Genomic DNA, 13339 nt, shown 5'->3' on the forward strand with positions numbered 1-13339 from the left:
TCACTAATCAAATAAACCAACTATTCAGTTAACTCAAAACTAACTTTCTTATCGGCATTTGAATTTCCTCCCACGAAAATATCAAACTGCCCAGGCTCTGCCACAAATTGTAAATCAGAGTTATAGAATTTTAAATCTTCAGCAGTAATATCAAAACTTACTGTCTGTTTTTCACCTTTTTTAAGTGCTATTTTTTGGAAACCTTTTAGCTCTCTAACTGGTCTTGTTACTGAACCAACTAAATCTCTAATGTATAATTGAACTGTTTCTTTTCCGTCAAAATTTCCTGTGTTTGTTACATCAACTGTTACTTTTAATTTCCCTGAAGCATTCATTTTATCAGAAGAAATTTTCAAGTTTGAATAATCAAAAGTGGTGTAGCTTAAACCAAATCCGAATGGGAATAAAGGCTCGTTTCTTTCGTCAATATAATTTGATCTGAATTTCTCAAATTTACCTTCTGTGTTAGAAAGCGGTCTTCCTGTATTTTTGTGCGCGTAGTAAATTGGCAATTGTCCAACGCTTCTTGGGAAAGTTGAAGTCAATTTTCCAGAAGGGTTTACATCTCCAAATAACACATCAGCAATAGCATAACCAGCTTCTGTACCAGCAAACCAAACATTTAAAATTGCAGGAACTGTTTTCTCTTCGTCTGTAATTACTAACGGACGTCCGTCAAATAAAACTAAAACAACTGGTTTTCCTGTTTTTAATAAAGCATTTAATAAATCTTTTTGCGCTTGTGGAATTTCTAAGTTTGTACGGCTGCTAGATTCTCCGCTCATTTCTGCAGATTCTCCTAAAGCTGCAACAATTACATCTGACTGCTCAGCTACTTTTAGAGCTTCTGCTAATAATTCTTCTTTTGTACGAGCATCACGGTGTAATGTTTTACCGAACATTGTCGCATTCGTTTCAAAAGTTTCATCGTAATCTAAATTACTTCCTTTTGCATATAAAACTTTAGTTCCAGCTCCAGCAACTTCTTTAATACCTCTCAACAACGAAACGGCATTTTCCATTTTTGTAGCCACACTCCAAGTTCCTGGCATATTTTCTTTAGCATCTGCCAATGGTCCGATTAAACCAATTGTTCCAGATTTTTTAAGTGGCAATAACTGATTTTGGTTTTTTAATAAAACCAATGATTGAGCCGCAATATCACGTGCTTCTTTTCTACTATCTGTAGTGAAGATTTCAGTTTTAGCTCTTTTTTCATCACAGTATTTGTATGGATCTTGGAATAATCCTAAATCGTATTTTGCTTCTAAAATAAGTTTTACAGCGTTATCGATAGTTTCGATTTTTACTTTTCCTTCGTCTAAAGATTTTTTCAAAGTTCCTAAGAAACCTTCTCCAACCATATCCATTTCAACTCCAGCATTTAATGCTAAAGCAGATACTTGCTGTAAATCTCCCATTCCGTGCGGAATCATTTCAGGAATACCTGTAAAATCGGTTACAACAAATCCTTTGAAACCCCATTGTTTTCTCAAAACGTCTGTCATTAACCATTTATTTCCTGTTGCTGGAATTCCGTCAACTTCATTGAAAGAAGCCATTACAGAACCTACACCAGCATCAACTGCAGCTTTGTAAGGAGGGAAATAATCATTAAACATTCTGATGTGGCTCATATCTACCGTGTTATAATCACGTCCGCCTTCTGGCGCTCCATATAATGCGAAGTGCTTAACACAAGCTAAAATTGAGTTATTTTTAGAAAGATCATTTTGTTGGTAACCGTTAACCATTGCTTTTGCAATCTGGCTTCCTAAATATGGATCTTCTCCTGAACCCTCAGAAACTCTTCCCCATCTTGGATCACGAGAAATGTCAACCATTGGAGAGAATGTCCAGTTAATACCATCAGCACTAGCTTCTTTTGCAGCAATTTGAGCACTTCTTTCAATTAATCCCATATCCCAAGTACAAGATAATCCTAACGGAATTGGGAATGTTGTTTCGTAACCGTGAATAACGTCCATACCAAAAAGCAACGGAATTTTTAAACGGCTTTTTTCAACCGCAATTTTCTGCACTTCTTTAATTTTTTGAACTGATTTAATGTTGAACAAACCGCCCACTTTTCCTTCAGCAATATTTTTTGCCACATTTGAGCTGTTTGCTTGCCCTGTGGTAATATCACCAGATGTTGGCAAGTTTAACTGACCCAATTTCTCGTCTAAAGTCATTTTTGACATTAATTCCGCCACAAATTCAGACTTTGGTTTAATTTTCACTGTATTTTTAGCAGGCTTTTTTTGAGCATAACCCAAAACAGCACATCCTAAAAAAAGTAAAACTAATTTGTTTTTCATGTGTATTTAATATTTGTTTTTAATCGGAACATGGAATCGCTTTTCTTCGTTTAGTTATTTATTTGAATCAAAGCGATTTCATTCTATTCTATTTATTTGTTTGTATTCGTTTTTCTTTGCTGTAACATCCAGTCGTAGATTTCTTGATTATCATATACTTTTGTCCAGCTGTCATGTCCTGCATCATCAAAAATGGTCAGCTTGAAATCTTTAGCATTGCATTTTTTCAACTCTTTGTAAATCGTTATAGCATAATTCACGTTCACCACATCATCTAGCAATCCGTGAAAAATCCTGGTTGGAATATTGGCTATTTCACATGCTTTTTCTAACTGAATCAAATCTACAAAGCCAGCGACAGGTACATTTGCGGCAAATAGATCTGGATGTGCAAAAGCCAAATTCCAAGAAGCCCAACCTCCTGAGCTCAAACCAGTAACATAAATTCTTTCTGAATCAATCTTATTTTCTTTCTGAATTTTTAAAATCAGCTGATAAATTGATTCTATATCCCAATTCTCATCTTCTTTACATTGTGGAGCAAGAACGTAAGCATCTAATTGATGTGTTTTTAAATATTTTAAAGGACCGTGAATTTTTACTTTTTCAAGATCAGTTCCTTTTTCTCCATCTCCAGAAATAAAAACTATCAAAGGCTTTTTCTCTTTTGTATTTGCCGGTTTATGCAGTACATAACCCAGTTCATATTTTGCCATTACAACTGTATTAATTTTTCCGGTCGTCTCACTCTGGCTAAAACCTACAAGTGAAAACAGAAAAGATAAAAAAGCTAATTTGTACTTCATGTCAATTATTGAATCCCGTATTTTCCAGATTTAAAGCCAAGTTTTGTTAAACCTTGTTTTACTTCTGGTGCATTCATAAATAATTTCCATATCAATCCTGTTCTGTAATTTTCAATCATTACAACTTCTGGACCTTGATCAATTGCTAAATAACGTTTTGCCACCCATTTATTTCCTAAACTTAGAGCATCATAAAAACCTGCATCTCCCCAAGTTTCGTCTTTATGGTTTTCGTATAAGTTTCTAATCAAAGCCATAGATTCTTTTGGCGTATAAACAATTGAACTAATTGCTGCTGTTGGTGAAATTACACCTTGATCATTGCTCGGCATATGTGCATTGTATCCAATCGATCCGTCAGGATTTCTAGAATAAGAAGCTGTTAAACCCCAATATTCGGAACCATAACCTGCATTTTTATTTGGATTTTCAACACAATACTCATAATTAATTTTAGTCTGATTTACATTTAAATCCCAGTAGTTCGCATATTTATCTGTTAATTTATTTGGATCTAAACCTACATAAGAATAGTGTGCCCAGAATAAAGGACCTCCAAATTCTTCAGCGCCATTGTGCTTTAAAATAAGCGGAATATTATATTTTGCTTTTGAAGAAACTATGCCACCGCTTCTTGCCCATCCTTCATGATATGCTTTCGCATCGATTGTATGCGTTGGCGAAGATGCTGCCATTACGTAAGTAATAAGGCATTCGTTATATCCTTGTAAAGGGAAATTCATCTCCCAAGCATAACTCGGAGACCAGTGCCAATATAATACATTTTTGTTATTTGTGTACCATTGCCAGTCAACGCCTTTCCAAAGTGCATCGTATTTTTGTGCTACCGCTTTTTCTTTTTCAGAACCATCTTTAAGATATTCACGAACGGTAATCATTCCTGCAACCAAAAATGAAGTTTCAACTAAATCGCCACCATTATCTTTGGTTCCAAAAGGCTTTACTTTTCCTGTATTTCCGTCAATCCAATGTGACCATGCTCCGTGAAAACGATCTGCTTTGCCTAAAAAATCTGCAATTTTGTTAAGACGTTCTACACCTTGTTCTTTAGTAATGTATCCTTGAGACATACCCGAAACAAGAGCCATTAATCCAAAACCTGAACCTCCTGTTGTTACAATATTAGAATCGTTTTCAGGATAAACTCCGTCTGGATGATAACGCTCTCTGGCTAATCCAGAATTTGGTTCTGCATAATCCCAGAAATATTTAAATGTTTGTTTTTGAACAGCATCCAAAAGCTGTTCATCTGTTAATGCAGTAACGCCAGAAGTATTTTCCTGTACATTTTCTTTTGACTTATCAGCATTTGATCCACAACTAAAAAAAGTAAATGCTAAAAATAAAACTGAAATTCTAACCATTATAAAAATTTAAGTATTGAAAAAATAATCACTCCCTCCAGAAAATCTGGAGGGAAGTGATTTTAAAGATTTTGATTAATAACCACCAGGATTTTGCTCAGAAAGCCCGTTAGCTTCTCTCAAGAACGAAGTTGGTATTGGCCATAACTCATGTTTTCCAACGATGAATGTTTTACCATCTGCAGCCATAGCCGCCTCTGCTTGACCTGTTCTAACGATATCAAACCATCTGTCATGCTCAAAAGCAAATTCTAATCTTCTCTCTTTATAAATTGCTTTTCTAATATCAGTTTGAGAAGTATATGGAGTATCTCCTAAACCTGCTCTATGACGAATTTGGTTTACTAAAGGAATTGCTGCAGCAGTTTCTCCTAATTCATTTAAAGCTTCAGCTTTCATTAATATAACCTCAGCATATCTTAAATATCTAAGATTTGTATCTGTAAATTCTTGGTTATAGAAAGATGATGAATATGCTTTATAATTATATCTTGGATTTGCTACAGTTGACGGTACTTCTCTACCATCATATAAAACTGAACCTCTGAAAATAATTGTAGCGTCTTTTCTAACATCTCCTTCCTCATATGCATTTGCTAAACCTTCAGTTGGTGTGTTGAATCCCCAACCCCATCCTCCAGCTCCACGAGGTGCTTGAGAAACAGTATAGTTTCCAATTCCAAATCCAGGACTAGAAGTAGAACCTACTCCATTAATTTCGAAAATAGATTCTGGGCCAAACTCTCCTTCTTTTTTATACTGCAAAGCATAATCAGAAACTAGAGAATAACCTGTTACTTTATCACAATTATCAATTACCTTTTGCCAGTTTTTTTGATACAAATTTACTTTTGCTAATAAAGCGTAAGCTGCTCCTTTTGAAGCTCTAACAACATCTGCTCCTGTGTAAGCTGATTTTACAGGCAAAGCTTCAATTGCATCATTTAAATCTTGTTCTATAAAAGCATAAACTTCTGCTACTGATTTACGTGTCAATTGCATTTTTCTATCTTCTTCAGAAATTGGAACTGTAGCTAAATGATCTATAATAGGAACTCCTCCATATCCTTTAACTAAAGTAAAATACATGAATGCTCTCATGAATTTTGTTTCTCCTACTAATCTTGCTTTTAAATCAGATGAGGCTTTATCCAATTTAGGAAACATAGCCAATGCCTGATTGCATCTGTTAATTCCAGCATAATTTGCATTCCAAGTAGATTCAAATGATGGAGTTGAAGCATTATATGTCAAAGCGTCAACAATATCTTTATCTCCCCCTGTATCTCCTGGATCTGATCCTTTATCAGCATCATCTGAGATTATACTTGAGACTGCATTCCATCCAAAAGAAGACATTTCCCATCCTAAAAATTGATTGTAAATAGCAGTTACAAAACCTTTAGCCCCATCATCGCTATTTACCAAATTTGGATCAGCTGGAATAGCTTCTGTTGGTTCTACATCTAAAAAATCATTTGAACATCCAGATAAGAATAATCCAGAAAGTACAAACATTGATATATATATTCTTTTCATGATATTAAAATTTTAAATTAGCACCAATTACAAATGATCTCAATGAAGGGTAAGCATCTAGCTCAACACCCTGAGTACCTTCAACTAACTTGCCATCAGAAACAACATCTGGTGAGAATCCAGAGAATTTTTGTGTAATGAATGGGTTAATTGCATTTACATATAATCTGCAATAGCTAATAAAGTTGTTTTCTCTTAATGGAAGTTTATATCCTAAGGTGATGTTATTGATTCTAAAGAAGTCCGCAGATTCTAAATAATATGTTGAAGCATAAGGAACTAAATTAGAAGGTGCTGGAATTGAGGATGTAGTATTTGTTGGTGTCCAAAAACCATTAGCCATAGAAGCTTCTACATTTTCTCCTCCAAATCTTTGTGCTTTTTTTCCATTATAAACTTTTGCTCCTCCTGTTCCATAACCATCAACAGAGAAATCAATGTTTTTGTAAGTTAGTCCTAAAGTAACTCCATAAGTAGACGTTGGCAAAAGAGAACCTACGTATTTTTTATCTTTAAGTTCGTCTAATCCTGATTGAGCAACTTTAGAACCATCAGCTTTGTAGTATAGCATTTGACCGTTTGTTGGGTCAACTCCTGCATACTCATACATAAAGAAACTACCTAATGGCTGTCCCACTGAAGTGTTATCAAGTATTTTGGTATTTTGACCGTTTCCTAAACTTCCTCCAATAATTGGATTTAACTGAACATTTTTAAGACTAGTAAGTTCGTTTTTATTATGAGAGAAATTCCCTCCTACCCAGTAGCTTAAATTATCGTTGATTTTATCATCCCAACGTAATGCAATTTCATAACCTTTGTTAGATACTTCTCCAACATGTGCTGGTGTAGCCAGCGTAATTCCAGAAGTTGAATAAGGCTTAACATTTAAAATTGTATTTGTTGTATTTTTATCATATACATCAAATGATCCTTTTAATCTACTGTTCAATACTTCAAAATCAAAACCTCCTGAAAGTTCTTCAACAATTTCCCAAGATAAATTAGGGTCTACTTGAGAGTTAATTGTAGTACCTGAACCTAAACCTGAATAATCTAATCCAGAAGTTAATAATTGTGTATTAAGTGGTACATTTTGATTTCCTAATCTACCCCAAGAACCTCTAATTTTTAATAAATTAATTGGTTCTACATTGCTTAAAAAACTTTCTTTTGAAACTATCCAACCTAAACCAACTGATGGGAATGTTCCCCAACGTTTGTCTTCAGCAAATTGAGATGAACCATCACGTCTTACAGTACCTGTAACCAAATACTTGTCCATTAATTTATATTGAAAACGAGCAAAATAAGATGCCAATCTTCTTTCATTTAAAGCTTCGTCTTTTAAACCTGTAACAGTACCTGCAACATTAACATCTTTTAAAGACCAATAATTTGAATTTGCATTTACGTTCTTTCTGTCAATCGTTAACTTTTCTCTTGTACCTTGAACATTCGCCTCAATACCAGCAGTAACTTCTACATCATGAATTTCAGCAAAAACTTTATTATACGTTAAGTAGTTAGACAAGTTCCAGTTAAAATATTGATCTCTGTTTCTTGTTAAAGTATTTTTATTCAAATCTGAAGGATATTTTTCTGCTACACGAGTAGGGTCTGCAGATAGCCAAAGTGCAAGATTATCTACATAATTATACTGCTTGTAAGTATAAAATTCTCCATTAAATTGTGAAGTAAATTTCAAAGATTTAAGAATATCCCAATCTAATTTTAATCCACCTTGTAAAGTAACAGATTGCTGTTGCTCATTTGTATAATCTAATTGAGCTACTGGGTTTCCAACATTATTAAAAGATGTACCAGTTTCAGATACTACTCCGTTAGAAATAAATGGCACTCCATATTTACCGTCAGCATAACGAACAGGAACTAATGGTGATTGTCTGTAAGCATTTGTAAATGCGCTCAAAGGCATTGGCGTATTTTTAATATTACTTACACTAAAGTTTTGACTTAACTTAACTTTTTCAGAAAGTTTAAACTCATTATTATTTCTGAACGTTGTACGTCCATAATCAGAACCATTTAAGATTCCTTTTTCTTCATAATTTCCAAGACTGAAAAAGTATTTTACATTTTCTGAAGATCCTGAAACAGAAATATTGTTCTGAGTATAAGACCCTGTTCTTGTAATTGCGTCAAGCCAATCAGTATTATATGGCTGATTTGCAGAAAATCTTCCTTGTGGAAAAACGTTGCTATAAGCAGCGTTACTGTAACGAACATACTCATCAGCGTTTGCCATTTTTACAGTTTTTAAAGGAGATCTAACTCCTGCAAAACTTTCTACATCTACAGTAATTTTTCCTTTACCTGCTTTGGTTGTAATCATAATTACACCATTTGCACCTCTGGTACCATAAATAGCCAATGAAGAAGCGTCTTTTAATACTTCGTAAGATGTAATATCATTAGTATTGATGTTGTTGATATTATCAGTTGGCATACCATCTACCACATAAAGAGGGTTTCTTCCTCCTAATGCTGTACCAGCACCTCTGATCACAACTGAAGGCGTACTTCCTGGCGCATCTGAAGTAGACACCTGAACCCCAGCAGCTTTACCTTGAATAGCTTGAGAGGCATTCATTACTTTCATTTTGGTAATTTCTTCGGACTTAATTGAGCTAACCGCCGAAGTATTATCAATTTTCTTTCTTGTACCGTACCCGATTACAACTACTTCTTTTAAAGCCGTATCACCTGCTTCTTTTAAGGTAATTGTCATTGGTGCGGCTGTAGCCGGTACAGAAACCGAATCAAATCCTAACATAGAGATCTTTAAAATGTCTCCAGGTTTTGCATTAATTGTAAAGTTTCCATCAAAATCTGCATCTGCAGTAGCTCTAGCATCAGCTGAAGCAATAATTGCTCCTGGAATTCCCATTCCACTACTGTCTACTACTTTTCCTTTAATTGCTTGTGTCTGTCCTAACATAAATGTAGGCAGCAACAAGAGCGCTAAAAAGCTAAAAATAAAATTTTTCATACAGTACGTAATCGTTTAAGTTAGTAGAGCCAAATTAAGCAATTACAACGTTGTAGTACATCAAACACCACTACAACATAGCCACATCAATGTGTTAAAATTTAACCATATAACAATGATTATCAAAGAAATAAATGTTAAAAAAAATCCTTTAACACAACATTATGATGTAGTAATGATGTATCGCAATTATATAAAAAATGATATGGAAAAATATAAATTCTGTAAAAAATAAAATGGAATCTTACAGAGTTAATAAAAACTTTGAGAGGTTTTCGTCCTGAGTAAGGTTTAGCTTCTTTCTAAGACGATATCTATGCAGTTCTACACCTCTAAATGAGATATTCATCATAGGAGCAATTTCTTTAGAAGAAAGGTTCATTTTAAGATAAACACATAGTTTTATATCCTTTGGAGTTAGTTGCGGATATTTTTTAGATAGATTTATGATAAACTCATTATGGATTTGATTCAAATTGGTTTCAAATGTTTCCCATTCGTGTTTATTCACTTCATTAATCTTAATCGCTTTTCTAATTTCATTTTTAAGTTTACTAAAGTCTTTTTCACTTTCCAAAATACCTTGAATTTTATCAATCATCTCGGTTTGTTTGGCAATCGATAATGACTTACCAGCCACTTCCGAAGATTTTGCCTGCAATTCCAATTCTAAAATGTGTTTTTCATATTCCTGAATATTAAGTTCATTTTCTTTTTTCAATTCCATTTCAAGAATTTCTCTTTGATGTTTTAATTCTTCAGCTTGCAATTTTAATTTTTGCATATAACGAAGTTTGTTCCATTTATAATAAAAGAACAAAACTGCTCCAATTACAAGAAAATATAGAAGAATCATCCAAAATGAAAAATACCAAGGTTCTGCAACTTTAAATTTAAACGAGGAAACGGCATCGTAAGTTGCTCCATCATGTTTAAAAATTTCTACAGAATGATAACCACTACTCAAATTATTCAAAACGATCAATCCGTCTGAAATTGGAATAAACTCTTTTTCTTTGTCAAGCTTATAAAATAAATTTGGTTTGCTAGCTCCGTAAATTCCAGAAATAACATTAATTTTTAATTCAGTATTGAATTTAATTTTTTCTTCGTTCGGAACTAAAGCATCATTACTAAATGCTTCAATCTTCACTTCTGAATTCTGCTTGTTCTCATATTCGAGTTTAAGAGAAATAAAACCGTCATCAAGATTAAACAAGTAGTAATTGTCTTTTTTGAAAATTCTTAGATTTTCATTAATCAATTTTCCTTTATAATATTTCTCCTGAATAATATTCCAAACAAATTTGTTTCCTTGAGCATAAATATGGTATAAGATTCCATTTTGCAGAACCATAAAATGATCTTCGTCTATCGAAACGACATCTGTCACATTTTTGAAATTTGTATTAAACAATTCATTTTCCTCCAATTTATTAGATATAGAATTGTAAGTATACCAAGAGTTGTTAATTAGGAATAGAATTTCTTTTCTAAACTCAAAAATCTTTATTCCAAAATCATTCTGTATTTTACTCTGCTGTGTAACGTTTTCAACTTTTAACGTATTATAATTATCATCTAGCAAAACACGGTACAAACCACGATAATTATCTGCTGCCCATATTTCATTTTTTTTATTTTGAGCAACATATTTTATTGGCTTTGCCAGATCTTTTATGATTTTATAGTGAGACATGTTTGACGGATCATCATAAACCAGAATACCACTATAAGTAGATTGAAAATAGGTGTTGTTGATACTGCTTTTAGACATATTCCATCCACCGCTGACACCATTTATTTTGGTTAAAGTATTATTTTCATAGGAAAAAGTGCCATCATTGTGGCCAATAATATATTTTCCGTCAATTAGAGAAATATTCCAGCCCTGCCCTTGCGTATTAGGCATCATATTAAATTTTCCAGCACTGTATTCAAAAATACCGTGATTAGATGCAATTAAATAACCTTTATTAATTGCCGCCACAGCGTAAACAGATCCTAAAAGACCAGAATTATCATAAAAGAAAGAAATAGGAGAATTAACCTCAACATGTGCAATTCCATTATCTAAACCAACCCAGAGATCGTTTTCTTTGTCCAATCCTATACTCAGAACCGAATTATTCATTAAAACGTTGTTGCGTTCGATATTTTTATAGGAATTATTTTTTAAATCTAAAATGTAAATTCCGCGGTTTCCTGTTCCAATAACTAGCTTGTCATTTTTGACAAATTTGGCCACATTGATTGTTGCCGATTTTAAGGTTTCATTTATAGGATGATCCCAACTTTTAAGTCCATTTTTTTCTACAATGAAAACTCCTTTTTTCTGTGTAAAAATATAAGTCGTATTTTGAAACTTTTCTATAGCGTGAACAACAGTATTTTTTAAAACATCCCATCCTTTTGGATTGGAGATATATTTACCGTTCATTTTATAAATTCCATCTTTAACAGAAGCAACGTATAAATCTTTATCTACACCAAAACAATATGAAATGAGAAAGGGAAATTTGATTTTCTTAATTGTTTTTCCATTATAAATAAAAACATCATTAAAGGATTGAAAATATAGTGAACCATTAAATCTGAATATTTTCCAAATCTCCTCATTATCTTTTTCATCAAATAATCTCAGATTTTTGGTAATCGAAACGTAATGCATTGTTCCATCTTTTCTGTACCAATAACCAAATTCTTTATAAGACCCAGAGTAAATTTTATCTCCTTCAATCAGAATAGAACGAATAATGGTTTTGTTCGGAAGTGTATATTTTTCCCATTTTACTCCGTCGTAACGAAGCAAATAGTGATTATTAGCAAAATACATGGCATTGTCATCGCCTTGCGCTACATTCCAAATCTGATTATCTCCCTGATAATCTGATTTGCTGTAATTTTCGACAAATGGAAGTAATTCTTGTGCGTGAAGCTGTAAAGCGATGAAAAAGAAGAAAACGGATTTAAAAAGTATCGATTTCAAGATGTTATTTTTTAAATTCAAAGATACTGACAAAAACTTAAACTGAAAGCATAAAAAAGGCTCCAAAAAGGAGCCATTAATTAAGTTAAAAACAAAACTCTTTAATTTTCAATCAATTGAAAAACTTGATTCGCAATTTCATATTCTTCATCAGTCGGAACAACCAAAACTTTAACTATAGATTTTTCTGAATTGATTTCTCTTAATTCTTTTGAACGCAGTTCATTTTTTCCTGTGTCAATTTCAATTCCGAAATAATCCATGTCTGTACAAATCAAATTACGCATATAAGATGAGTTTTCTCCAATTCCTGCAGTAAACACAATCGCGTTCAATCCGTTTAAAGCTGCTGCATAAGCACCGATAGTTTTTCTAATTCTATATGCATTCATCTGTAATGCCAAAATACAATCCTTGTTTCCTTTTTCTGCTTCTGCTTCAATATCGCGCAAATCGCTGTAACCCGTAAGTCCAAGCATACCGCTTTGTTTCAGTAAAACTGCATTTACTTCGTCTGGAGTATAACCTAAATTTTTAATCATATAAAAAACAACAGACTGATCAATATCTCCTGCTCGTGTTCCCATAATTAAACCGTTTGAAGGCGAAAATCCCATTGAGGTATCAATACATTTTCCGTCTTTTACAGCGGCCATACTACAGCCATTTCCTAAGTGAATGGTAATTATTTTAGAATTATCTTTTAAATAATTAATGGCCTTTTCAGAAACATATTTGTGGCTCGTTCCATGAAAACCATAAACACGCACTTTATTTTCTGTTAAAAGATAATTCGGAATGGCATATTTATACGCTACTTCTGGCATCGTCTGATGAAATGCAGTATCAAAAACAGCTATTTGTTCAGCCGAACTGAAAATCTCCTCCGCTACATTAATTCCTTCTAAATTGGCTGGATTATGCAATGGTGCCAATTCAAAAAGCTGCTTGATTTTTTCTTTTACTTTCTCATCGATTTTAACTGTAGCGCTAAAATCGCTTCCGCCATGCACAACACGATGTCCGACAGCTGTAATCTCTGAAGTTGATTTAATTACTCCTTTTTCAGGATCTAAAAGCATGTTGGCTACTTTCTGCAAACCTACCTTATGATTCGGAATTGAAAGTGTTTCTTCTCGTGAAGCAACAGCTGTTTTAAAAGTGATATTTGAAGTTTCCAAACCAATTCGGTCAATCATTCCAGAACAAATCACTTCGTTTTCTGGCATTACCATTAATTGGTATTTAATTGAAGAGCTTCCTGAATTTATAATTAGTATTTTCAT

General features: G+C 33.3%; 7 protein-coding genes. All 7 read right to left on the reverse strand.

Annotation, left to right across the window (positions count from 1 at the left end):
- Nucleotides 1–20: 20 nt before the first annotated feature.
- Complete coding sequence (gene bglX, locus DMB71_RS12215) at nt 21–2321, reverse strand: beta-glucosidase BglX (protein WP_111366463.1); 2301 nt, start codon at nt 2319–2321, stop codon at nt 21–23.
- A 92-nt stretch (nt 2322–2413) separates the two neighbouring features.
- The gene (locus DMB71_RS12220) at nt 2414–3127 is read right to left on the reverse strand and encodes a carboxylesterase family protein (protein ID WP_111366464.1); all 714 of its coding nucleotides are present in this window, start codon (nt 3125–3127) and stop codon (nt 2414–2416) included.
- A gap of 5 nt (nt 3128–3132) precedes the next feature.
- A complete protein-coding gene (locus DMB71_RS12225) occupies nt 3133–4512 on the reverse strand; it encodes a glucoamylase family protein (RefSeq protein ID WP_111366466.1) in 1380 nt (459 codons plus the stop codon).
- 75 nt (nt 4513–4587) lie between these two features.
- Nucleotides 4588–6051 carry a RagB/SusD family nutrient uptake outer membrane protein gene (locus DMB71_RS12230; protein ID WP_111366468.1) on the reverse strand — a complete coding sequence of 488 codons (1464 nt, stop codon included), beginning with the start codon at nt 6049–6051 and terminating at the stop codon, nt 4588–4590.
- Nucleotides 6052–6055: 4 nt separating this feature from the next.
- Nucleotides 6056–9064, reverse strand: coding sequence for a SusC/RagA family TonB-linked outer membrane protein (locus DMB71_RS12235; protein WP_111366470.1), 3009 nt, complete (start codon nt 9062–9064; stop codon nt 6056–6058).
- Between the two features lie 244 nt (nt 9065–9308).
- Nucleotides 9309–12053, reverse strand: coding sequence for a helix-turn-helix and ligand-binding sensor domain-containing protein (locus tag DMB71_RS12240; RefSeq protein ID WP_111366951.1), 2745 nt, complete (start codon nt 12051–12053; stop codon nt 9309–9311).
- A 101-nt stretch (nt 12054–12154) separates the two neighbouring features.
- Nucleotides 12155–13339 carry an acetate/propionate family kinase gene (locus tag DMB71_RS12245; RefSeq protein WP_111366472.1) on the reverse strand — a complete coding sequence of 395 codons (1185 nt, stop codon included), beginning with the start codon at nt 13337–13339 and terminating at the stop codon, nt 12155–12157.

Source organism: Flavobacterium tistrianum (assembly GCF_003254545.1).
Taxonomy (GTDB): Bacteria; Bacteroidota; Bacteroidia; order Flavobacteriales; family Flavobacteriaceae; genus Flavobacterium; species Flavobacterium tistrianum.